This is a genomic window from Shinella sp. WSJ-2, assembly GCF_003432075.1.
Classification (GTDB): Bacteria; Pseudomonadota; Alphaproteobacteria; order Rhizobiales; family Rhizobiaceae; genus Shinella.
Genome location: NZ_QWBU01000002.1, coordinates 553,662 through 576,970 on the forward strand (window position 1 = coordinate 553,662; position 23,309 = coordinate 576,970).

Annotated in this window: 22 protein-coding genes, 1 tRNA gene and 1 pseudogene; 16 read left to right on the forward strand and 8 right to left on the reverse strand. The window is 62.6% G+C overall.

The window, feature by feature from the left end; genetic code table 11:
* Window positions 1-89: 89 nt before the first annotated feature.
* The 12 genes from rimP to D0Y60_RS06880 all read left to right on the forward strand — a co-directional run bounded on the left by rimP (window position 90) and on the right by D0Y60_RS06880 (window position 13,933).
* Window positions 90-707 (forward strand): ribosome maturation factor RimP, encoded by a 618-nt coding sequence (gene rimP, locus D0Y60_RS06825; protein WP_117368066.1) that lies wholly within the window; start codon window positions 90-92, stop codon window positions 705-707.
* A 116-nt stretch (window positions 708-823) separates the two neighbouring features.
* Window positions 824-2,422, forward strand: coding sequence for a transcription termination factor NusA (gene nusA, locus D0Y60_RS06830; protein ID WP_117368068.1), 1,599 nt, complete (start codon window positions 824-826; stop codon window positions 2,420-2,422).
* A gap of 76 nt (window positions 2,423-2,498) precedes the next feature.
* A complete protein-coding gene (locus D0Y60_RS06835; protein WP_117368070.1) occupies window positions 2,499-3,155 on the forward strand; it encodes an RNA-binding protein in 657 nt (218 codons plus the stop codon).
* Between the two features lie 104 nt (window positions 3,156-3,259).
* The gene (gene infB, locus D0Y60_RS06840; RefSeq protein WP_117368072.1) at window positions 3,260-5,944 is read left to right on the forward strand and encodes a translation initiation factor IF-2; all 2,685 of its coding nucleotides are present in this window, start codon (window positions 3,260-3,262) and stop codon (window positions 5,942-5,944) included.
* 72 nt (window positions 5,945-6,016) lie between these two features.
* Entirely contained in the window at window positions 6,017-6,427 is a 411-nt protein-coding gene (gene rbfA, locus D0Y60_RS06845; RefSeq protein ID WP_117368074.1) for a 30S ribosome-binding factor RbfA, read from the forward strand.
* Between the two features lie 12 nt (window positions 6,428-6,439).
* Window positions 6,440-7,372: a tRNA pseudouridine(55) synthase TruB gene (gene truB / locus D0Y60_RS06850; protein WP_117368076.1), complete on the forward strand. Its 933-nt coding sequence runs from the start codon at window positions 6,440-6,442 to the stop codon at window positions 7,370-7,372.
* A gap of 199 nt (window positions 7,373-7,571) precedes the next feature.
* Window positions 7,572-9,254, forward strand: a complete 1,683-nt coding sequence (locus D0Y60_RS06855; RefSeq protein ID WP_245409103.1) for a sensor histidine kinase — start codon at window positions 7,572-7,574, stop codon at window positions 9,252-9,254.
* Window positions 9,255-9,287: 33 nt separating this feature from the next.
* Complete coding sequence (locus D0Y60_RS06860; protein WP_117368080.1) at window positions 9,288-9,608, forward strand: SH3 domain-containing protein; 321 nt, start codon at window positions 9,288-9,290, stop codon at window positions 9,606-9,608.
* A gap of 143 nt (window positions 9,609-9,751) precedes the next feature.
* On the forward strand, window positions 9,752-10,021 hold the full coding sequence (rpsO, locus tag D0Y60_RS06865; protein ID WP_112600475.1) for a 30S ribosomal protein S15: 270 nt from the start codon (window positions 9,752-9,754) through the stop codon (window positions 10,019-10,021).
* A 302-nt stretch (window positions 10,022-10,323) separates the two neighbouring features.
* Window positions 10,324-12,465 (forward strand): polyribonucleotide nucleotidyltransferase, encoded by a 2,142-nt coding sequence (gene pnp / locus D0Y60_RS06870; protein ID WP_117368082.1) that lies wholly within the window; start codon window positions 10,324-10,326, stop codon window positions 12,463-12,465.
* A gap of 106 nt (window positions 12,466-12,571) precedes the next feature.
* Window positions 12,572-13,588, forward strand: a complete 1,017-nt coding sequence (locus tag D0Y60_RS06875) for a class I SAM-dependent methyltransferase (RefSeq protein WP_117368084.1) — start codon at window positions 12,572-12,574, stop codon at window positions 13,586-13,588.
* 114 nt (window positions 13,589-13,702) lie between these two features.
* Window positions 13,703-13,933 (forward strand): hypothetical protein, encoded by a 231-nt coding sequence (locus D0Y60_RS06880; RefSeq protein ID WP_117368086.1) that lies wholly within the window; start codon window positions 13,703-13,705, stop codon window positions 13,931-13,933.
* Window positions 13,934-13,974: 41 nt separating this feature from the next.
* Here D0Y60_RS06880 and fabI read toward each other — a convergent pair whose 3' ends face one another.
* From fabI to fabA, 3 genes are all read right to left on the reverse strand, one after another.
* A complete protein-coding gene (fabI, locus tag D0Y60_RS06885) occupies window positions 13,975-14,781 on the reverse strand; it encodes an enoyl-ACP reductase FabI (protein ID WP_117368450.1) in 807 nt (268 codons plus the stop codon).
* A gap of 5 nt (window positions 14,782-14,786) precedes the next feature.
* Window positions 14,787-16,010, reverse strand: a complete 1,224-nt coding sequence (fabB, locus tag D0Y60_RS06890) for a beta-ketoacyl-ACP synthase I (RefSeq protein ID WP_117368088.1) — start codon at window positions 16,008-16,010, stop codon at window positions 14,787-14,789.
* Between the two features lie 80 nt (window positions 16,011-16,090).
* The gene (fabA, locus tag D0Y60_RS06895) at window positions 16,091-16,606 is read right to left on the reverse strand and encodes a 3-hydroxyacyl-[acyl-carrier-protein] dehydratase FabA (RefSeq protein ID WP_117368090.1); all 516 of its coding nucleotides are present in this window, start codon (window positions 16,604-16,606) and stop codon (window positions 16,091-16,093) included.
* Window positions 16,607-16,924: 318 nt separating this feature from the next.
* Between fabA and irrA the strand changes: the two genes are divergently transcribed.
* On the forward strand, window positions 16,925-17,347 hold the full coding sequence (irrA, locus tag D0Y60_RS06900) for an iron response transcriptional regulator IrrA (RefSeq protein ID WP_117368092.1): 423 nt from the start codon (window positions 16,925-16,927) through the stop codon (window positions 17,345-17,347).
* 6 nt (window positions 17,348-17,353) lie between these two features.
* Here irrA and D0Y60_RS06905 read toward each other — a convergent pair whose 3' ends face one another.
* Window positions 17,354-17,989, reverse strand: a complete 636-nt coding sequence (locus D0Y60_RS06905) for a trimeric intracellular cation channel family protein (RefSeq protein WP_117368094.1) — start codon at window positions 17,987-17,989, stop codon at window positions 17,354-17,356.
* Between the two features lie 137 nt (window positions 17,990-18,126).
* Between D0Y60_RS06905 and D0Y60_RS06910 the strand changes: the two genes are divergently transcribed.
* A complete protein-coding gene (locus D0Y60_RS06910) occupies window positions 18,127-18,588 on the forward strand; it encodes a hypothetical protein (protein WP_147324501.1) in 462 nt (153 codons plus the stop codon).
* Window positions 18,589-18,592: 4 nt separating this feature from the next.
* Here the strand turns inward: D0Y60_RS06910 and D0Y60_RS06915 are convergent, their stop codons facing one another.
* Both D0Y60_RS06915 and D0Y60_RS06920 read right to left on the reverse strand, forming a co-directional pair.
* A complete protein-coding gene (locus D0Y60_RS06915) occupies window positions 18,593-19,384 on the reverse strand; it encodes a YdcF family protein (RefSeq protein ID WP_117368098.1) in 792 nt (263 codons plus the stop codon).
* A 22-nt stretch (window positions 19,385-19,406) separates the two neighbouring features.
* Entirely contained in the window at window positions 19,407-20,591 is a 1,185-nt protein-coding gene (locus tag D0Y60_RS06920) for a TMEM43 family protein (protein WP_117368100.1), read from the reverse strand.
* Between the two features lie 171 nt (window positions 20,592-20,762).
* Here D0Y60_RS06920 and D0Y60_RS06925 point away from each other — a divergent pair.
* Window positions 20,763-21,023, forward strand: a pseudogene (locus D0Y60_RS06925) (DUF2934 domain-containing protein); the annotation flags it as partial.
* Between the two features lie 53 nt (window positions 21,024-21,076).
* Here D0Y60_RS06925 and D0Y60_RS06930 read toward each other — a convergent pair.
* Together D0Y60_RS06930 and D0Y60_RS06935 are read right to left on the reverse strand one after the other, a co-directional pair.
* A tRNA-Ala gene (locus tag D0Y60_RS06930) sits at window positions 21,077-21,152 on the reverse strand.
* Window positions 21,153-21,299: 147 nt separating this feature from the next.
* A complete protein-coding gene (locus tag D0Y60_RS06935) occupies window positions 21,300-21,686 on the reverse strand; it encodes a TIGR02300 family protein (protein WP_117368104.1) in 387 nt (128 codons plus the stop codon).
* Window positions 21,687-21,953: 267 nt separating this feature from the next.
* Here D0Y60_RS06935 and aroA point away from each other — a divergent pair, with 267 nt between their 5' ends.
* Window positions 21,954-23,309 carry a 3-phosphoshikimate 1-carboxyvinyltransferase gene (gene aroA, locus D0Y60_RS06940; protein ID WP_117368106.1) on the forward strand — a complete coding sequence of 452 codons (1,356 nt, stop codon included), beginning with the start codon at window positions 21,954-21,956 and terminating at the stop codon, window positions 23,307-23,309.

Here is a 23,309-nt window from a genome sequence, read left to right on the forward strand (position 1 = left end):
CGTCAGATGAAGAGTGGGCCCGCGAGGACCCGCTCTTTTTTGTTGCCGCGATCAGGTGCATGATAACGACCATCCCGGGAGGGCATGTCATGTCCGACACGAGTGAAACGCAAACCGTGGCGATCGAGCCGCGCCTGATCGTCGAGACCGGCCTCGACCGCCGCGTTGCCGACATAATCGAGCCGACCATCGAGCAGATCGGCTACCAGCTGGTGCGCGTGCGCCTGTCGGCGCAGAACGGCGCGACGTTGCAGATCATGTGCGAGCGTCCCGACGGCACCATGACCGTCGAAGACTGCGAGACCGTCTCGATGGCCGTTTCGCCGGTGCTCGACGTTGAGGATCCGATCGACAAGGCGTATCATCTCGAAGTGTCGTCGCCCGGCATCGACCGGCCGATGGTGCGCAAGTCGGACTTTTCGCGCTGGAGCGGTCATCTGCTGAAATGCGAGACCTCGATCCTCGTCGAAAGCCGCAAGCGCTTCCGCGGCAAGATCGTTGCCGCTGACGAAAACGGTTTCACGCTGGAGCGTGACCAGCCTGCACCCGGCGAAGCGCCGACGGTCGTCATTCCCTTCACGGCGCTTGCCGAGGGCCGGCTGATCCTGACCGACGAGCTGATCCGCGACGCGCTGGCTGCCGACAAGAAGGCAAAGGCCGCGCAGGCGGCCAACCAGAACGACGAAGACGGCGACGACGAAGAATAAGTAAGTGCGTGCGTTTCGCCCGAAGTGGCGGGACGGAGAGGACGGAACCGGAGCGGCCCAGCCGCTCCCGATTGCCGGGGGCGAAAAACCCGGCTCGACCATGGAGACCTGAGACAATGGCAGTCAGTGCGAACCGGCTTGAGCTTCTGCAGATCGCGGATGCCGTGGCCCGTGAAAAGGTCATCGACCGCGAGATCGTGCTTGCCGCGATGGCCGACGCCATCCAGAAGGCAGCCCGCTCGCGTTACGGCACGGAATCAAACATCCGCGCCGACATCAATTCCAAGACCGGCGAAATCCGCCTCCAGCGCCTGCTGGAAGTCGTCGATCACGCCGAGGACTACTCGACCCAGATCCCGCTGGAGCTGGCGCGCGACCGCAACCCGGACGCCAAGCTCGGCGACTTCATCGCCGATCCGCTGCCGCCGATGGATTTCGGCCGCATCGCCGCCCAGTCGGCCAAGCAGGTCATCGTGCAGAAGGTGCGCGAAGCCGAGCGTGACCGCCAGTTCGACGAATACAAGGATCGCATTGGCGAGATCGTCAACGGCACGGTCAAGCGCGTCGAATACGGCAACGTCATCGTCGATCTCGGCCGTGGCGAAGGCATCATCCGCCGCGACGAGATGATCCCGCGCGAAAACATGCGCTACGGCGACCGCGTCCGCGCCTTCGTCTACGACGTGCGCCGCGAACAGCGTGGCCCGCAGATCTTCCTGTCGCGTACCCATCCGCAGTTCATGGTGAAGCTCTTCACCATGGAAGTTCCGGAAATCTACGACGGCATCATCCAGATCAAGTCGGTCGCCCGTGACCCCGGTTCGCGTGCGAAGATCGCCGTCATCTCGAACGACTCGTCGATCGATCCGGTCGGCGCCTGCGTCGGTATGCGCGGTTCGCGCGTCCAGGCCGTCGTCGGCGAGCTTCAGGGTGAAAAGATCGACATCATTCCGTGGTCGCAGGACCCGGCATCGTTCATCGTCAACGCGCTTCAGCCGGCTGAGGTCGCCAAGGTCGTTCTCGACGAGGATGCCGAGCGCATCGAAGTCGTCGTTCCTGACGAGCAGCTGTCGCTGGCCATCGGCCGCCGCGGCCAGAACGTGCGCCTCGCTTCGCAGCTGACGGGCTGGGACATCGATATCCTCACGGAAGCCGAAGAGTCGGAGCGCCGCCAGAAGGAATTCAACGAGCGCACCAACCTCTTCATGGAATCGCTCGACGTCGACGAAATGGTCGGCCAGGTTCTGGCGTCCGAAGGCTTTGCCGCCGTTGAAGAACTGGCTTACGTCGATCTCGACGAAATCGCCTCGATCGACGGTTTCGATGAAGACACGGCCCAGGAAATCCAGACCCGCGCCCGCGAATATCTCGACCGTATCGAGGCCGAGATGGACGCCAAGCGCAAGGAACTCGGCGTTTCCGACGACCTGCGCCAGATCGACGGCCTGACGAGCCAGATGCTCGTCGCGCTCGGCGAAGACGGCATCAAGACTATGGAAGACTTCGCTGGCTGCGCCGCGGACGATCTCGTCGGCTGGTCGGAACGCAAGGACGGCGAGACGAAGAAGTTCGAGGGCCTGTTCTCGAAGTTCGAGGTCTCCCGCGCCGAAGCTGAAGCCATGGTCGTCCAGGCCCGCCTTGCGGCCGGCTGGATCACCGAAGAGGACTTGGCAAAGGAAGAGCCGGTCGTCGAGGGTGGCGAACAGGACGCCTGATCGGCGTCCTTGAACGATAAACATGTCGCCCGCTGATTTTGCACAGCGGTTTGCGTTGGCAGAAACGGAAACCTATATGGGCAAGAAGGACGAGGACGGCGTGAACGACCGCATGTGCATCGTGACGCGCGAAAAGGGCGAGGCGGATGATCTGATCCGCTTCGTCGCAGGTCCCGACGGCAGCGTCGTGCCGGACCTGAAGCGTCAACTCCCCGGACGCGGATGCTGGGTAAAGGCTGAAAGGGCGATCGTCGACAAGGCGGTCGCCAAGAAGCTTTTCGGGCGTGCGCTGAAGACGGAAGCCAAGGCGGCGCCCGATCTCGGCGCCGAGGTGGACCGGCTGATCGCCGCCCAGCTCGGCGGCATGATGAACATGGCGCGCAAGGCGGGTCAATTCATCACGGGCTCCTCGAAGGTTGATCAGGCCGTACGGGCGCTTGCGGCTCTTGCCGTCTTCCATGCGACGGATGCGGCGGCCGACGGTGTGCGGAAAATAGACCAGGCGCGGAAGGCTTCGAGCTTTCTCACCGATGATGAAACGGAAATACCCTCCTTCAAGCTCTTTTCGGAGAGCGAATTGGAGGGCCTTTTGGGAAGTAATGCGTTTATCCATGCCGCAGCGCTTGCAGGGCAGGCGGGTGAGGGTGTAGTGAAGCGCGCAATCATGCTCGAGAAATACCGGGGCGACAGCCAAATGATGGCACAGGGTGGCGCTCGCCAGACAAACCAATGACGCGGTTACCGGCATTCGGCCGGCCGAAATCGCATTGGACGAACACATTTGAACGACAGAGTCTGGTGGTACGCATCCGGCTCTGATCTTAGGAACGGAACGGAATGACCGACAACGAAGACGACAAGACGATCAATGTGGCTGGCAAGAAGACCCTTAGCCTGAAGCCCTCGGGGGTTCAGCAGGGAACCGTGCGCCAGGACATGGGTCGTGGCCGCACAAAGGCCGTCGTGGTCGAGACCCGCACGAAACGCCACTTCAGCCGTCCGGGTGAAGATCGCCAGGCATCTGCGCCGGCAGCACCCGTGCAGCGCCAGCCGGAGCCGCAGCAGACGCATCCCGCGCCGCAGCCTTCGCGCCCCTTACAGCAGCCGTCGCGCCCGGTGCACCAGCAGCCCTCGCGCCCGGTCGAGCAGAACCGTCCGCGCGGCGTGGTGCTGAACCAGCTTTCGCCTGACGAAGTCGAGGCCCGTCGCCGCGCGCTTGCAGAAGCGCAGATCCGCGACGCCGCCGAAGCCCGTCAGCGCGCCGAGGACGAAGCCCGCCGCAAGGTCGAGGATGAGGCCCGCCGGGTTGCCGAGGAAGAAGCCCGTCTCGTCCGCGAGAAGGAAGAGGCAGAACGCGCCGCCGCTGAGGCCGCCGCTCCCGCGCCCGTCGTGGAAGAGGTTGTCGCGCAGCCGGTCGCAAGGCCTGCTCCGGCCGCTGCCGAAACCCGCCCGCAGCCCGGCCGCACGCCGGCACCCGGCCCGGTTTCCACGCCGGTCGCCGGCCGTCGTCGCGAAAACGACGAGGACGACGACAAGCGTCCGCGTGGTGGCGCGCCTGCAAATCGCGGCCCCGTGAAGCGCCCGGAACCCGCCAAGGCTCCTGCCCGTCCGAAGGCCGACGACGGCCGCCGCCAGGGCAAGCTGACGCTGACCACAGCCTCGACCGATGAGGACGCGACACAGCGTGGCCGCTCGCTCTCGGCCATGCGCCGCCGTCAGGAGAAGTTCCGGCGCAGCCAGATGCAGGAAACCCGCGAAAAGGTTGTTCGCGAAGTCATCCTGCCGGAGACCATCACCATTCAGGAACTGTCGCAGCGCATGTCCGAACGCGCCGTCGACGTCATCAAGTACCTGATGAAGGAAGGCCAGATGATGAAGCCCGGCGATCTGATCGACGCCGACTTGGCTGAACTCATCGCCAGCGAATTCGGCCACACCGTCAAGCGCGTCTCGGAATCCGACGTCGAAGAAGGCATCTTCAACGTTGCCGACGATGCCGGCGATCTGGAAAACCGCCCGCCGATCGTGACCATCATGGGCCACGTTGACCACGGCAAGACCTCGCTGCTCGACGCCATCCGCAAGGCCAACGTTGTCGCCGGCGAAGCCGGTGGCATCACGCAGCACATCGGCGCCTACCAGGTCGAGCACAACGGTCACAAGATCACCTTCATCGACACCCCCGGCCACGCGGCGTTCACCGCCATGCGTGCCCGCGGTGCGCAGGCGACGGATATCGCGATCCTCGTGGTCGCGGCCGACGACAGCGTGATGCCGCAGACGATCGAGTCCATCAACCACGCCAAGGCGGCGGGTGTTCCGATCATCGTGGCGATCAACAAGATCGACAAGCACGAAGCCGATCCGCAGAAGGTGCGCAACCAGCTCCTCCAGCACGAGGTCTTCGTCGAATCCATGGGCGGTGAAACGCTCGACGTTGAAGTGTCGGCCAAGAACCGCGTCAACCTGGACAAGCTGCTCGAAGCCGTGCTGCTGCAGGCCGAAATCCTCGATCTCAAGGCAAACCCGGACCGCACGGCCGAGGGTGTCGTCGTCGAAGCCCAGCTCGACCGCGGTCGCGGCGCCGTCGCCACCGTTCTCGTCCAGACGGGCACGCTGAAGCCCGGCCAGATCATCGTGGCCGGCGACCAGTGGGGCCGTGTGCGCGCGCTCGTCAACGACAAGGGCGAACATGTCAAGGAAGCCGGCCCGTCCATGCCGGTCGAAATTCTCGGCCTGTCGGGCACCCCGGCCGCCGGTGACAAGTTCGCCGTCGTCGAGAACGAAAGCCGCGCCCGCGAGATCTCGGAATACCGCCAGCGTCTCGCCCGCGAAAAGCAGGTGGCACGCCAGGCCGGTTCGCGCGGCTCGCTCGAGCAGATGATGAGCCAGCTGCAGAACACCGGTCTCAAGGAGTTCCCGCTGGTCATCAAGGGCGACGTGCAGGGTTCGATCGAAGCCATTGCCGGTGCTCTCGAAAAGCTCGGCACGGACGAAGTCCGCGCGCGCATCGTCCATTCGGGTGCCGGCGGTATCACCGAGTCCGATATCTCGCTTGCCGAGGCCTCGAACGCAGCCATCATCGGCTTCAACGTTCGTGCCAACGCCCAGGCTCGTACGGCCGCCGAGCGCGCCGGTCTCGAGATCCGCTACTACAACATCATCTACGACCTGGTGGATGACGTGAAGGCAGCGATGTCGGGCCTGCTCTCGCCGGAACGCCGCGAAACCTTCCTCGGCAATGCCGAGATCCTCGAGGTGTTCAACATCACGAAGGTCGGCAAGGTCGCAGGCTGCCGTGTCATCGAAGGCAAGGTCGAGCGTGGTGCGGGTGTCCGCCTCGTGCGCGACAACGTCGTCATCCACGAAGGCAAGCTCAAGACGCTCAAGCGCTTCAAGGACGAAGTGTCCGAAGTGCCGATGGGCCAGGAATGCGGCATGGCCTTCGAGAACTACGAAGACATCCGCGCCGGCGACACAATCGAGTGCTTCCGCGTGGAGCACATCACCCGCACGCTGTAAGCGTCCGGCGATCCAAACATCGTGCGAGCGCCGGACCGTTTCGGCGCTCGCATTTTTTTGAAGGTGACGACCATGGTAAGAGCAACATCCTCAGCGCCGTCGCAACGCATGCTGCGCGTGGGCGAGCAGGTGCGCGCGGCGATCACCCAGGTTCTCCAGCGCGGCGAAGTGCGCGATCCGCTGATTGAAACGACTGTCATTTCCATATCGGAAGTGCGTATGTCGCCGGATCTCAAGCATGCCACGGCCTATGTGACGCCGCTCGGCGTCAAGGACCACGACACGGTCATCGAGGCGCTTAACCGCAATGCGAAATATATCCGCGGCCGTATGGGCTCGCAGCTGCGCCAGATGAAATACATGCCGGACGTCCGCTTCCGCGACGATACCAGTTTCGACAATTACAAGAAGATCGACGAACTCCTGCGCTCGCCGGAAGTATCGCGCGATCTCTCCGCCGATGACGGCGAAGACGACAAATAATCCAGGTTCAAGATGTCCAGACCCCGCAAACCCAAGGGCCGGCCGGTTTCCGGCTGGCTGATCCTCGATAAGCCCTTCGATTTCGGCTCAACCGAGGCTGTTTCCAAGATCAAGTGGCTGTTCAAGGCACAGAAGGCCGGCCATGCCGGTACGCTCGATCCGCTAGCCTCCGGGATGCTGCCCATCGCGCTTGGCGACGCGACCAAGACGGTCCCCTATGTTATGGACGGCCGCAAGATCTATGAATTCACCGTCACCTGGGGCGAAGAGCGTACGACCGACGACCTCGAGGGCGAGGTGACGCAAAGTGCGGACAAGCGGCCGACCGCCGACGAGATCCAGGCGATCCTCGCGGACTATACCGGCATCATCCAGCAGATCCCGCCGCAGTTCTCGGCCATCAAGATTGCCGGCGAGCGCGCCTATGACCTGGCCCGCGAAGGTGAGGTCGTAGAAATCCCGTCGCGCGAAGTGGAAATCCACCGGCTCACGCTGATCGGTTCTGACGAGAATACCGCCCGGTTCGAAGTCGAATGCGGCAAAGGCACCTATGTGCGTGCGCTCGCCCGTGATTTCGGCCGTCAACTCGGTTGCTACGGTCATATTTCGTCGCTGCGCCGCACCTTCGTCGCGCCCTTTGGCGAAGACGACATGGTGCCGCTCGCCGATCTCGTCGCGCTGGAAAAGATTGAGGACGAGGTCGAGCGGCTTGCGGCCCTCGATGCATTCCTGATCGATACCGGCGAAGCGCTATCCAGCCTACCGCAAATCGTTATCAACGACGACCAGGCGCACCGCCTTCGTATGGGCAATCCCATCATCGTGCGTGGCCGCGATGCGCCGGTTTCGGCCGACGAAGCCTATGCTTCGGCGCGCGGCAAGCTGGTGGCGATCGGTGAGATCGCCGGGGGCGAATTCCGACCCAAGCGCGTGTTCCAGGGCTAAGAGCAGGGCTAATAATCGGGGGGCGGAACCAACGGCTCCCGACTTGATTTCACCATAAGCTACAGGCTTTATGGGCTGGCGAGGTTCGCTTCAGGGTACGCCGGGCGGTGCTTTGCCGTTCGGTCTTTCTGGGGAGAAGGGTGGAAAGGGCTGGCCGTTGACGATGTCACCGACCGACAGATCGGTATCTGCTGGGGATGTGGACGCAACGCCCGCCGACGCCCGCCGGCGCATGCACTACCCGGTTGCCTTCTACCTCGTCTGCCTGATCCTCGTCATCGTCATTCCGGCCTTCCTCTTTTCCATCGTTGTGCTGAAGCGCACGAACGAAGCCCAGGAGCGCATTTTCGAATCGCTGCTGCGCACGTCGACAACGGCCGTGAACCGCGCCGTCGAGCGCGAGATTACCGGCATGTTCTCGACGCTGAATTTCCTTTCGACCTCGGAAAACCTGCAAAACGGTGATTATGCTGCGTTGCATGCGCAGGCGGTCAAGACGCTTGAAGGCACGGAGACCAATTTTCTGATCATCGATCAGACGATGCATCAGCTCGTCAACACGCGTGTCTCCTATGGCACACCGCTGAAGATGGCCTCCGATCCGGTGTCCGCCGGCATGGCGCTGGCACGTGGCGAGCGCATGGTCTCCGATCTTTTCTTCGGCAAGACCGCGCAGCGATGGGTGTTCAACGTCTATCAGCCCATGCGGCTTGCGAGTGGTGACCATGTGCTTTTGACGCTGACCAAGAATGCCGATGCACTGCGTCATGCCGTCAATCCGGATATCCTGTCTCCCGGCTGGAATGCCGCCGTGCTCGACAGCCGGGGCACGGTCATCGCCTCTACGGATGACAAGCAGGAAAGCGGCAAGCCGTTCTTCCTGCGGGTGGTGCCGGCGCTCCGGCTTGGCGTCAGTACCATGGGCCAGGACGGGACCGATTACCAGGTCGTCACAGAGTTCTCCTCGCTTGCCGGCTGGCGCATGATCGCCTGGGCGAAAGCCGCCGATGTGCAGGCGCCCGCTGTTTCCTCGTTCCTGTGGCTGGCCATCGGGGGCCTGGTTTTCGCGCTTCTTGCCGCCGTCAGCGCCATCGGCATCGCGCGCCTCCTGTCGCGCGACGTGCGCCTGCTTGCCGCGGATGCCCGCCGGCTGGGGCATGGCGAGCGGATTGCCGCGCGCCGCTATGCCATTTCTGAACTGGTAACGGTTTCGCGTGCGCTGTCGGAAGCCGCCGATGCCCGGGCGAAATCGGAAAACGAGGTGCGTTTCCTGATGCGCGAGGTGGCGCATCGCTCCAAGAACCAGCTCACCGTCATCCAGGCCATGCTGAACCAGTCGGCGTCGGGCGCGGAAAATGCCGCGGATTTTGCCGAAACCTTCCGCAAGCGCGTTTCTGGCCTCGCCCGTTCGACGGACCTGATGATCGCCAATGCCACCGAAGGCATCAACCTTGTCGAGCTCGCAAAAAACCAGCTGAAACCTTTTACGCCCGACGACGCCTCGCGCGTAAGCATTGCCGGACCTGCTGTGTTGCTCGATCCGCAGGCATCCCAGACGCTCGGCATGGCGCTGCACGAGCTTTCGACCAACGCCACGAAATACGGTGCGCTTGCCAATGAACACGGCATCGTCTCGTTGAGCTGGGTGACGTCAGACGAAAACCTCGCGCTCGTCTGGCGTGAAAGCAAGGCATCGATCGACCGGGAGGCCATCGCAACCCGCCGCAAGGGTTTTGGCAGCGTGGTACTGGAGCGCATGCTTGGCATGGCACTAGATGCTACGCTGGAATTCATCGTGCATGATGACGGTATCGAATGGCGCGTAACGATCCCGCTTGCCCGCCTGCGCGATGAGGATGCACAGCAGGAGGCCGTATATTGACGACTTTCGCATTTCTCTTCGCAGGGTGATTTCATGTCGGTTCTTTTGCGTGCTGCCGTTCTTGCCGGCCTCTTCATTGCAGCGCCTGCCTTCGCCCTCGACAAATGCCTGGTCGATGACCCCACGGGGACGCCGCTCAATGTGCGCGCCGAGCCGAACGGCACGATCCTGACGACACTGCAGAACGGCATGAGCGTCACCGTGCTCGAGGAACGCAAACTCGGCACGAAACGTTGGCTGCTCGTGTCGCTGGATGGCCGGCAGCTCGGCTGGATCTTCGGCGCCTATGTCGTCTGTCCCAAAGCCGGCGGCGCGGCAGAGGCGGCCCCCAGCCAGCCGGCGGAGCAGCGTTAGAACACCCTTCCCTTTCATGAGGGAATGGTTTATAGGCACCGCCAGCAATGCGGGGCTTTGGCCTCCTTGCCTTCACGGCCATCGCTGGACGACATCCCGGCTTTTGGCGACCTTTTAGTTCTCCATTCATGAAAGGACATACGATGTCGATCACTGCTGAGCGCAAGGCTGCGCTGATCAAGGAATACGCAACCGTCGAAGGCGACACCGGTTCGCCGGAAGTCCAGGTTGCGATCCTGACCGAGCGCATCAACAACCTGACGGAACACTTCAAGGGTCACAAGAAGGACAACCACTCCCGTCGTGGCCTTCTGACGATGGTTTCCAGCCGCCGCTCGCTTCTTGACTACCTCAAGAAGAAGGACGAAGCCCGTTACAGCAAGCTGATTGCTGCTCTCGGTATTCGCCGCTAAGCACTTTCGGCGGGCGTTCTTACGAGCGCCCGCCGCATTCATTTCCGGGGCGTAAGCCTCGACGTACCGTTTCGCCAGTGCCGGTTGAGGCCGCCTCGTGAAACGGATCTTCCAGCAGGCCGGATGCGCCGGCCCTGCGGAACCAACCGATGACCTGTCATGGGGCAGGATTGCAGGACGCTTCAGGCTCGCGAGCCATTCTTCGGAAGCCTCCCGTTGTCTTGCCCATGATGTGTCATAAATCGGATAGACCACCTGCGCCTTCAGGCGGCGGTGCGCGTATCCGTCAAGAAGGACAAGACATGTTCGATACCCATACGGTTGAAATCGAATGGGCGGGCCGTCCGCTCAAGCTGGAAACCGGCAAGATCGCTCGTCAGGCTGACGGCGCGGTTCTCGCGACCTACGGCGAAACGGTCGTTCTCGCCACCGTTGTTTCCGCCAAGGCGCCGAAGCCGGGCCAGGATTTCTTCCCGCTCACCGTCAACTACCAGGAAAAGACCTACGCCGCCGGCAAGATTCCGGGTGGCTACTTCAAGCGTGAAGGCCGTCCGTCGGAAAACGAAACGCTCGTTTCCCGCCTGATCGACCGCCCGATCCGCCCGCTCTTCCCGGAAGGCTACAAGAACGACACCCAGGTCGTCGTCACCGTCGTTCAGCATGACCTCGAGAACAATCCCGACGTTCTCTCGATGGTCGCTGCTTCGGCTGCTCTGACGATCTCCGGCGTTCCCTTCATGGGCCCGGTCGGCGGCGCACGCGTCGGTTACATCAACGGCGAATACGTCCTGAACCCGCATCTCGACGAGATGGACGAGTCGGTTCTCGACCTCGTTGTCGCCGGTACGCAGGATGCCGTCCTGATGGTTGAGTCCGAAGCCAAGGAACTCAACGAAGAGATCATGCTCGGCGCCGTCATGTTCGGCCACAAGGGCTTCCAGCCGGTCATCGACGCGATCATCAAGCTCGCCGAAGTGGCTGCCAAGGAGCCGCGCGACTTCCAGCCGGAAGATCATTCCGAACTCGAAGCCGAAATGCTCGGCATCGCGGAAACCGAACTGCGCGCCGCCTACAAGATCACCCAGAAGGCCGACCGCTACGCTGCCGTCGACGCCGTCAAGGCCAAGGTGAAGGCCCACTTCTTCCCGGAAGGCGTTGAGCCGAAGTACACCGCCGAAGTTATCGGCGCCGTCTTCAAGCACCTCCAGGCCAAGATCGTTCGCTGGAACATTCTCGACACCAAGAGCCGCATCGACGGCCGGGACCTCGAAACCGTTCGCGCCATCGTATCGGAAGTCGGTATTCTGCCGCGCACGCACGGCTCGGCTCTCTTCACCCGTGGTGAAACCCAGGCCGTGGTCGTTGCCACGCTCGGCACCGGCGAAGACGAGCAGTATGTCGACAGCCTGACCGGCATGTACAAGGAACGTTTCCTGCTGCACTATAACTTCCCGCCCTACTCGGTCGGTGAAACGGGCCGCATGGGCTCCCCGGGCCGCCGCGAAATCGGCCACGGCAAGCTCGCCTGGCGCGCCATCCGCCCGATGCTGCCGACAGCGGAACAGTTCCCCTACACGCTGCGCGTCGTCTCCGAGATCACCGAGTCGAACGGCTCGTCCTCGATGGCCACGGTCTGCGGCACCTCGCTTGCTCTCATGGACGCCGGCGTTCCGCTGGCCAAGCCGGTTGCCGGTATCGCCATGGGCCTGATCCTGGAAGGCGACCGCTTCGCTGTGCTTTCCGACATTCTCGGTGACGAAGACCACCTCGGCGACATGGACTTCAAGGTCGCCGGTACCGCCGACGGCATCACCTCGCTGCAGATGGACATCAAGATCGCCGGTATCACCGAAGAGATCATGAAGGTCGCGCTCAGCCAGGCACAGGGCGGCCGCAAGCACATCCTCGGCGAAATGGCCAATGCCATCACCGAAGGCCGCTCGCAGCTCGGCGAATTCGCGCCCCGCATCGAAGTCATGAACATCCCGGTCGACAAGATCCGTGAAGTCATCGGCACGGGCGGCAAGGTCATTCGCGAAATCGTCGAAAAGACCGGCGCCAAGATCAACATCGAAGACGACGGCACGATCAAGATCGCATCGTCCTCCGGCAAGGAAATCGAAGCGGCCCGCAAGTGGATCCACTCGATCGTCGCAGAACCGGAAGTCGGCATGATCTACGAAGGCACGGTCGTGAAGACCGCCGACTTCGGCGCATTCGTCAACTTCTTCGGCCCGCGTGACGGCCTCGTGCACATCTCGCAGCTCGCTCAGGAGCGCGTTGCCAAGACCTCCGACGTCGTCAAGGAAGGCGACAAGGTTTGGGTCAAGCTGATGGGCTTCGACGAGCGCGGCAAGGTTCGCCTCTCCATGAAGGTTGTTGACCAGGCAACCGGCAAGGAAGTCGCTGCCGAGAAGAAGGGCGACGGCGAAGCCGCCGAGTAAGCCTACTCTACCTGTATGGAGGGGGCGCGGAGCGGTACGTTCCGCGCCCCTTTGCTTTGACCATCCGTTATCCTCCGCTGCCCGTATCCACCGCTGAAAGCCGACCATGACCCGCGACGCCCTGAAGACCCTGTTCCATCCCTTTGCCTCCGGCACGCTCGGCATGCCCGGCGAGGGCGAACGTTATCTCTTCCTCGGCGCGGAGGCCGGCCAGCGCCCGCCGGAAGGCTTTGGCGCCACGCTGGAGGCCGTGCAGCCGCAGCGCGCGCTCTATCGCGGGCTGGAGGCCGTTCGTGCACCGGCAAAGCCGGTCATCGAGGGCGAGGATTTCGACGGCGCGCTCATCCTGATGACCAAGCACAAGGGTGAGAACGAGAACCGTATCGCCGAAGCGCTGCGCCTCGTGCGCACGGGCGGCCTGATCGTCGTTGCCGGCAGCAAGGAAGACGGCGTGCAGTCCATGCGCAAGCGCCTCGACCAGCTCGGCCTTACCGGCGACTACATGCCGAAGTATCACGGCCTCGCCATCTGGTTCGCCCGCCCGGAAGATCCGGCCGATGCGATTGCCAAGCTGGCCGCAAAGCCGGTGCGCATCGTCGGCCGTTTCACGGCGGCACCCGGCATGTTCTCGCATGACCGCATCGACGAGGGTTCCGAACTGCTCGCCACCCGCATTCCGGAGGATTTCCACGGCCACGCCGCCGATTTCGGCGCGGGCTGGGGCTATCTCTCGGTCATGCTCGGCGGCCGCGCGCCGCAGGTGAAGGGCATCGATATCTTCGAGGCGCATTACGAGGCGCTGGAAGCCGCGAAGGAGAACATGGCGGAGAATTGCCCGAACATTCCGGCGCGCTTCTTCTGGTTCGACCTGACGGCGGAAACGCCGCGCGACCACTATGACCTTATCGTCATGAATCCGCCCTTCCATGAAGGCCATGCTGCCGACCATTCGCTGGGTGCCGGTATGATCCGCATGGCCGCCAAGTCGCTCAAATCGGGCGGCCGCCTGCTGATGGTCGCCAACCGCGGCCTGCCCTACGAGCCGGTGCTGAAGGAAGCCTTCAAGGAAAGCGGCGAAGTCTGCCGCAACGCCCGCTTCAAGGTGCTCTTCGGCAGGCGCTAAAGCCCAAGGTTTTGGCAGGCGTCAGCTATCGCTGACGCCGATTGCCGCAGCCGATTGCCATTTTCCCGAAACGGGTCCACCATCGCCGGACCGTTCCCGTTCAGGAGACCCGTAATGGCTTTTGGACCTGCCAGGCCGCCGATCACGGAAGATGTGGCGGATGTTATCGCGAAAGATGTGAAGCAAGGGGAGGGGCATACGCCGACCTCCGAGGTGCCGCTCGCCTTTTTAAGGCGCGGCGCCGATGGCAAGCCGCTGGAAATGAACAGCCGGGTGAGGATGGTCTTCCTCGGTATACTTGCGGCGCTGATCCTGCTGATCGTGGTGCTGATGCTGCGCTCGTAAAAGGAAAACGGCGCGAAGTTCAGGAGCTCCGCGCCGTTCTGCTACTCGCTGTCGGCCTTGGCCAGGCGCTCCAGCGTCGGCATGGAGGTGATATTGTAGCCTGAGTCCACATAGTGGATCTCGCCAGTGACGCCGCTCGACATATCGGAGAGCAGGTAGAGCGCCGAATTGCCCACGTCCTCAATGGTGACGGTGCGGCGCAGCGGTGCGTTCTTCTGCTGCCAGGACAGCATGGCGCGGGCGTCCGAGATGCCGGCGCCGGCCAGCGTACGGATCGGGCCGGCCGAGATCGCGTTGACGCGGATGCCCTGCGGGCCGTAGTCGCCGGCGAGGTAACGCACGGAGGCTTCGAGGGCCGCCTTGGCGACGCCCATGACGTTGTAGTTCGGCATGAGGCGCGTGGAGCCGCCATAGGTCAGCGTCAGCATCGCGCCGCCATCGGTCATCAGGTTCGCAGCGCGCTTGGCGATTTCTGTGAAGGAGAAGCACGAGATCACCATGGTACGCGAAAAGTTGTCGCGCGAGGTGTCGGCATATAGACCCTTCAGCTCGTTTTTGTCGGAGAAGCCGATGGCATGCACGACGAAGTCGAGCCTACCCCATTTTTCCTTGATCGCATCAATCGTCGCATCCACCGAGGCGATGTCCTCGACATCGCAGGGAATGACGAAGTCGGAACCAAGCTCGGCGGCAAGCGGCTTCACGCGCTTGCCGAGCGCTTCTCCCTGGTAGGTAAAGGCGAGCTCCGCGCCCGCGCCGGCGAGCTTCTGCGCGATGCCCCAGGCGATGGAGTGATTGTTCGCGACCCCCATGATGAGGCCGCGCTTGCCGTTCATGATACCCGTCATGCCGTTCATCCGTTGTGGCGCTGGAAGACCAGCGTGGCGTTCGTGCCGCCGAAGCCGAAGGAGTTCGAGAGAACCGTGTCGATCTTGGCATTGTCGATGCGCTTGCGCACGATCGGCACGCCGTCGAATTCCGGATCAAGTTCGGTGATATGCGCGCTTTCGCCGATGAAGCCGGCCTGCATCATCAGCAGGCCGTAGATCGATTCCTGCACGCCGGCTGCACCCAGCGAATGGCCGGTCAGCGACTTGGTCGACTGGATATGTGGGATCTTGTCGCCGAAGACTTCGCGGATTGCGCCGATCTCCTTCGAATCGCCCACCGGCGTCGAGGTGCCGTGCGTGTTGATGTAATCGACATCGCCCTTCACGGTGGCAAGCGCCTGGCGCATGCAGCGGATCGCGCCTTCGCCCGAAGGGGCCACCATGTCGTAGCCGTCGGAGGTCGCACCGTAGCCGACAATTTCGGCATAGATCTTTGCGCCGCGTGCCTTGGCATGCTCCAGCTCCTCAAGAACCAGAACGCCCGCGCCGCCGGCAATGACGAAACCGTCGCGGCTGACGTCATAGGCGCGCGAGGCGGTGGATGGCGTGTCGTTATACTTGGAGGACATGGCGCCCATGGCGTCGAACAGGTTCGACATGGTCCAGTCGAGATCTTCATGGCCGCCGGCGAACATGATGTCCTGCTTGCCCCACTGGATCATCTCGGCGGCATTGCCGATGCAGTGCGCGGAGGTCGAGCAGGCCGAGGAGATCGAGTAATTGACGCCGTGGATCTTGAACCAGGTGGCGAGCGTGGCGGACGCCGTCGAGGACATCGCCTTCGGCACGGCGAACGGGCCGATGCGCTTGGGCGAATTGTTCTTGAGCGTAATCTCGGCCGCTTCGATCAGCGTGCGGGTGGACGGACCGCCCGAACCCATGATGATGCCGGTGCGCTCGTTGGCAGCGTAATCGGACTCTTCCAGGCCGGAATCGGCGATCGCCTGCTTCATGGCGACGTGATTCCACGAGCCGCCCTGCGAGAGGAAGCGGGCTGCGCGGCGGTCGACGAGATCCGTCGTGTCGATATTGGGCGAACCCCAGACCTGGCACTTGAAGCCATGGTCGGCGAAATCCTGGCTGAAGCTGATGCCGGAGCGCGCGTCGCGCAGCGACGCCGTCACTTCGTCCGCGTTGTTCCCGATGGAGGATACGATCCCCAGACCCGTGACAACTACCCGTCTCATATTCCTGCCCTTTTTTAGAACGTCTTGTCTTGGGGACGGCTAAGGCGCCGCCCTCCGGCTTTTTACGGCAAAGGCCGTCCTTAAGCGTCTTTGTCCTTCGACAGGCCGACGCGCAGGTCGGTTGCCTGATAGATGGTCTCGCCATCGGCCTTCAGCCAGCCGTCTGCCGTGCCGAGCACGAGGCGGCCGCGCATGACGCGCTTGAAATCGATGCCATATTCGAGAAGCTTGGTGTTGGGACGGACCATGCCCTTGAACTTCACTTCACCGGTGGACAGCGCCATGCCGCGGCCGGGCTCGCCGAGCCAGCCGAGGAAGAAGCCGGTGAGTTGCCACATGCCGTCGAGGCCGAGGCAGCCGGGCATGATCGGGTTGCCCTGGAAGTGGCACGGGAAATACCAGTCGTCAGGCTTCACGTCATAGGCCGCGCGGATATAGCCCTTGTCGAAGGCGCCGCCGGTTTCGGAAATATCGGTGATGCGGTGGACCATGAGCATCGGCGGCAGAGGAAGCTGCGCATTGCCAGGGCCGAAAAGCTCGCCGCGGCCGCAGGACAGAATTTCCTCATAGTTGTAGCTGGATTGCCTGGTCGTCATCTGAATGTTTCATCCCCGGTCGTGTTCACGCTTGCTCAGCGTTAGATTTAGCGGAGGACGGATGCGATTTGAAGCATCCCGCCCGCCTCGTTTTTTCTAGCTCATCCAGTGCGGATGAGACGTCTATTCCGCTGTCCGCATACATGATGCCGGCGGTGACAGCCAGTGCAAAGTGGCCGAGCCGAAGCAAAGGCCCCGGTTTTTCCGCATGTTGCGCGCCTTGCGGATGCCGCATTCCTATTGAATCCCGCTTCCGCTAAAGTTATATCGAAAGTTCAAGATTGTTATTCAAGGCCAAGCCAAGCGGACCCGTCGCCCATGACGCATGCAAACGAGATGCCCATCGAAACGCGCCTGCGCCATTCCGGCCTGCGCCCGACGCGCCAGCGCGTGGCACTCGCTGATTTGCTTTTTGCCAAGGGTGACCGTCACCTGACCGTCGAGGAACTGCATGAAGAGGCTGTGACGGCCGGCGTGCCGGTGTCGCTCGCCACTGTCTACAATACGCTGCACCAGTTCACTGAGGCGGGTCTGATCCGCGTCCTTGCCGTGGAAAGCTCGAAGACCTATTTCGACACCAATATCTCGGATCACCATCATTTCTTCATCGAGGGTGAGAACCGCGTTCTCGACATTCCCGTCAGCAACATTGCGATCGGCAACCTGCCGGAGCCGCCGGAAGGTATGGAAATCGCCAATGTCGACGTCATCATCCGCCTGCGTCCCTGCGGGAAGGACTGAGGCTTTTCACATCACATCGTCGGGATGCCGTCCTGGCCGGGGCCGGTAGATCGGAAAGCGCCAGCCGAAGCGCAGCGCACCGCCGCGCACGGCGAAGGCTGCGGCAATGCCAATGGCTGAGGCGAGCCAGAGCGGTGCACCGGCAACCGTTGCCGCCGTGAAACCGGCGGCACCGACCAATGCCGCCGTCACATAGACCTCTGGCCGCAGCAGGACGGAGGGCTCGTTTGCCAGGAGATCGCGGATGACCCCGCCGAAGCTTGCGGTCAACACGCCCGTGGTGATGGCCACCGTCGGCGAATTGGTCGCGGCATAGCCCTTGGCAGCTCCCATCACGCAATAGGCCGATACGCCCATGGCATCGAGCCAGAGCAGCAGCCGATAGCGCGACTCGATGCGGTGCGCGAGCACGAAGACCAGGAGCGCGACGGCGACGCAGACGATGAGATAGGTCGGGTTGACGACCCAGAAGACCGGTGTGGCCCCAAGGATTACGTCACGGAACGTGCCGCCGCCGATACCGGTAGCCGCCGCCAGAAACAGGAAGCCGATGATGTCGAGCTGTTTTCGCGAGGCCGAAAGCGCGCCGGTGGCGGCAAAGACCGCGACGCCGGTGTAGTCGAGCAGTTCCAGGATCGTCACGTGTCTCTCCCCTCCGGCCAAGCCTCGCGACAGCTTGGCAACGGTAAAGTCGCGCGCGACAGAATCAAATCGCGCGCTCCCGAGCGCATAATGACCGAATCGCCTGCCATGGAAAGGTTTGAGAGATGGCCATCCGCATGAGAATCCTCGCGCTCCTTTCCATCGCGCTGCTTTCGACCAGCGCGCAGGCCCGAGCGGCCGAAATCGTGCAGGACCCGCTGGCGACGGTGCAGGCCGAGGTGGCCAAGCGCTGCAAGGCGCCGATCTATGGCGATGACTTTGCCGACAATATCGATTTCAACAACGACACGCTCGTCGATGCGATCTTCAATCTCGGTGCTGTCAACTGCGACGGCGTGCCGGGCGGCCTCTGCGGTGAGGTCGGCTGCCCGCACCAATTCTATATCCATGTTGCGGAAGGCGGATACTTCCTTGCCGCCAATGCCGATCTCTACGGCTATACGATGAAGAAGCGCTTCGGAAACATGGTATTCGAACTCAAAGCCAATGCCGCAAGCTGCGGACGCGACGACAGTGAATATTGCACGATGACGGTGCGCGTGCGCGGTGCCGATTTCGAGACGATTTCCAAGAAATAAGCGGCTATTGCGGGACAAGCGACGAGGTGCGCCCCGCGAGATAATAGAACAGCAACCCCGTCCATTCGCGAACCGCCGTCGCCATCAGCTGGCTGTTGGCGGAAGGCTGCGTGAAGTCGAACCCGAGGCTCGCCGTACCCGTCGTGCGATAATCCGTGGGCCAGGGCAGCACGGTCAGGCCGCGCTTGCGGAAGAGGCCTATCGAGCGCGGCATATGAAAGGCCGAGGTGACCAGCAGGCAGTTTTCCAGCCCGTTCGAAGCCAGAAGCGTTTCCGTGTTGGCGGCATTCTCGAAGGTATCGCGCGATTGCGTCTCGCGGATCAGCCGGTCTGCGGAAATGCCGAAGGCGGAGAAGAAGCGCTCGGCGATGACGGCATCTCCCTCGTAGGCGCCGCTCAGTGAGCCGTCACCACCGGAAACAAGAATGCGCGATGCCGGGAAATCTCGTGCCAGCCGGAGCGTTTCGACGAATCGGTCGCCGGCCTGCGTCATTTCAAACCCGCCGCGCGCGCTCACGATCTCCGATTCGAAGCCGCCGCCGAGCGTGATGATGCAGCTCGGCCCGCCTGCGGGCAGATCGGCACGGGCAAAACGGTTCTCCAGCTGTTGCAGCAATACGGCGCCGATCGAGGTGAAGAGCGTGACGAAGAGAATGAGAGCGGCCGCAATGCTCGCCCATGTCCGAATGCGGCTCCATTTCAACAGGCCAGCAAGGAGGCCGGTGAGCAGGAGCAGGAAGGCGAGGGAGAGCGGTTGGGCGACGAGCCAGAAGATCTTCGAAATGTAGAAAGTCACGCGTCGCCCACTCCTGTTGCGGCTATTGTCTCCCCAGAGCTCCGGTGGTGACCGGCGCGGAAGCTGTCTTGTTCTTGCGCAGGTAGAGGATACCAGCAGCCAGCGCAACGCCGATCACGAGAACCGCGATGGCGACGAACGGGCGGTAGGCGATCCATGCGATGGCGATCACCGCGGGCCCGATCAGCAGCGTCAGGATCAGTGCGATCATGGATGTGCCGAAATTGACGATGGAGCCGACGAACGGCACGACGTCGCCGATCACGCCGAGGATCGAGAAGATGAAGGCAAAACCGATGAAGATGCCGACGAGCCCGCCGACGCGCACGATCCAGGTGATGATCGTGTTTTCACTTTGCGCAGTCTCGAACATCGCCGCCGCATCGTGGATCCCGGCCTCGCTGAGCAGAAGCTCGCGCCCATTGGTCGTCTTGTAGGGCGTAAGCCGCGTGCCGCGTTGCGCGCCGACAAAGCTTGCCTCGGACAGATCAGACCGCTTGAAGGAAATCCTTATATCGCCGATTTGCGGGTTCTGCGGATCGAAGGAGAAGACGGCCTGGCCACCGAGGGCCGAAACCGGCTTGCCGAGCGTTGCAGCCTCGCCGACGCGGGTGGCGTCGAGGGCGGTCAGCGGAATTGGTCTGTCGCCGCCGAGGCTGGCTGCCGTGCGGCCATCAACGCTGAAGGCGCCGATATTGGCCGAATCGACCGCAAAGCTTTCATCGTCGATCGGCTTCTGCGGATTGTCATGGCCCGGCTGGCGGAAGCTGCCGGAGCTGATTTCGCGATGGTTCCATTCCTTGCGGTAGGAATAGGTGGTGACCGTTTCCTCGCTACCGCCGAGCTGCTTGCGCGTTTCCGACTTCGAGTCCTCGACCCACTGGTACATCTCGACGACACGGTCGAGGCCGACCGCGCCCTCGGCTGAAATGCCCAGCTGGGCATCTTCAGGCACGCCGACCGGCTTGACCGGTCCCGATATGTGCACGAGCTTGCCCTCGTTCGCCGGGTCGACGCTGCCGTTATCGACTGAAACGACAAGGCCGGCGCCCTCGACGAGCGATCGATAGGTTTTGACCGAGCGGCCCTCATTCCAGAAGAGAAGCCAGATGCAGGCAATAAGAAGGATGAAGCCGACCACGATCTTGATCAGCGCCCCCTTCAGTCTGGAAAACCAGGAGGTGGTCGTCGTTTCCGTAAAACTCATGATGTCCCCCGACAAGGCTGCGTCGATCCCTAGACGCCTGGCGGATCATGCTTATTCTTGCTCCATGAATGACGCAAGCAAAGTCGTTCCGGCGACGCGTCGGGAAGGGAACATCCTGCCTCGCCGCCCGTTTTTCATCGAACAGGAAGGGAGCCCATCATGACCGACGACCGCGAAGACAAAATCCGCAAACGCGCGCACGAACTCTGGCTGCAGCAAGGCCAGCCGGACGGAAAGCCGGATGATCACTGGTATCAGGCCGAACGCGAAATCGACCAAAGCGGTACGAGTGAAGTCGAAGGCGACGACGTTCCCAATCTTGCCGCCTTGCGCGAGGCCGCCCGCCAGCACAATGACACGTTCATCGTGAAGACAGATCTGGAAGACGCCGATCAACGCGAAGCGACGCCGGGCATGCGCGAACAACCTTGAAAGCGCAAACGCCCTGAACTGCCATGTTGTGCATATCTATCTTATGAAAGGTTTGGTGGAGCTAAGCGGGATCGAACCGCTGACCTCTTGCATGCCATGCAAGCGCTCTCCCAGCTGAGCTATAGCCCCATAACGGGTCCGGCAAAGCCGGTTTCCGGGAACCGAAGCGGCGCTGCCGTTCGGTGTGGCGGCTTATTACTTCCCGTCTGGAAAGATGGCAAGCCGAAAAATGAAAACCGGCCGATTTTTTTTAAAACCGGCCGGTAAATCAAAATCTTACGCTTCGTCGTCGTCGCCGCCGACACCGATGATGCCGGTCATGTCGTCATCGTCGTCCTCTTCCTGCTCCAGGAAGGTGTCGTCGTCGTCGCCATCGATTTCGACATCGTCGTCGCCGAGATCCGGCAGGTCGTCGCCGCCTGCTGCATCGTCGTCGGCGTCCTCGAGCGAAACGAGTTCGACTTCGGTGTTCTCGGTATCGACTTCGTTGGCGTCCTCGTCCTCTTCCTTTTCAAGAACGGCAGCCGCAGAGGTCTCTTCGAAGAAGGACAGCGGATAGGACTTGCCGGTATAGGGGGAAACGATCGGGTCGCGATTGAGGTCGTAGAACTTCTTGCCCGTTTCCGGGTCGATGCGTTTGGTTCCGAGTTCCGCTTTTGCCACAGTCAAAGCCTTCTGAGTGCCGAATGTTTCCGGCGGGGCCGGTTGTCCGGCGCGTTGAACGGTAAATTGATTAGCCGGTCCCCTTAATCGTCTTGCGCAATCCTGTCAAAGCCTAACTTTGGGGCCTGACTCCAAGGCAAGCTGGCCCGCGCCGCGTGACGAATGTTTTCTGGCAGGAGGATGACGATTTAAATCGTTTGTGATAGCTAGCCCGCGTTCTCCCCGGCACTCTTTCCGGGAAGCCTCTGTCGATCAAGGAAGACGCCCATGTCGCACGGCGCCAATGCCCGGCCCGCAACCGCCCGCAAATCCTCCGGCCTCACCGGAACCGTTCGCATTCCCGGCGACAAGTCGATCTCCCATCGCTCCTTCATGTTCGGCGGCCTGGCCAGCGGCGAGACCCGCATCACCGGCCTGCTCGAGGGCGAGGACGTCATCAATACCGGCAAGGCCATGCAGGCCATGGGCGCCAAGATCCGCAAGGAACGCGACACCTGGATCATCAACGGCGTCGGCAATGGCGGCCTGCTGGCCCCTGAAGCGCCGCTCGATTTCGGCAATGCCGGCACCGGCTGCCGCCTCACCATGGGCCTCGTCGGCGTCTATGATTTCGACAGCACCTTCATTGGCGATGCTTCGCTCACCAAGCGCCCGATGGGCCGCGTGCTGAACCCGCTTCGCGAAATGGGCGTGCAGGTGAAATCGGAGGACGGCGACCGTCTTCCCGTGACCTTGCGCGGCCCGAAGACCCCGACGCCGATCACCTATCGCGTGCCAATGGCTTCCGCCCAGGTGAAGTCCGCCGTGCTGCTCGCCGGCCTCAACACGCCCGGCATCACGACCGTCATCGAGCCGATCATGACGCGCGACCATACCGAAAAGATGCTGCAGGGTTTTGGCGCCAACCTCACCGTCGAGACGGATGCCGACGGCGTGCGCACGATCCGGCTGGAAGGCCGAGGCAAGCTGACCGGCCAGGTCATCGACGTGCCGGGCGACCCGTCCTCGACGGCCTTCCCGCTGGTGGCTGCCCTGCTCGTTCCGGGCTCCGACGTCACCATCCTCAACGTGCTGATGAACCCGACCCGCACCGGCCTGATCCTGACGCTGCAGGAAATGGGCGCCGATATCGAAGTCATCAACCCGCGCCTTGCCGGGGGCGAGGACGTGGCGGACCTGCGCGTCCGCTCCTCCACGCTCAAGGGCGTGACAGTGCCGGAAGACCGCGCCCCGTCGATGATCGACGAATACCCGGTTCTCGCCGTCGCCGCCGCTTTTGCCGAAGGCGCTACGGTTATGAACGGCCTGGAAGAACTCCGCGTCAAGGAAAGCGACCGCCTCTCGGCCGTCGCCAACGGGCTCAAGCTCAACGGCGTGGATTGCGACGAGGGTGAAACCTCGCTCATCGTGCGCGGCCGTCCGGATGGCAAGGGCCTCGGCAACGCTGCGGGTGCTGCCGTCGCCACCCACCTCGACCACCGTATCGCCATGAGCTTCCTCGTCATGGGCCTCGTCTCGGAAAACCCCGTGACGGTGGACGACGCGACGATGATCGCCACGAGCTTCCCGGAATTCATGGACCTGATGGCGGGACTGGGCGCGAAGATCGAGCTAGGCGCGTAA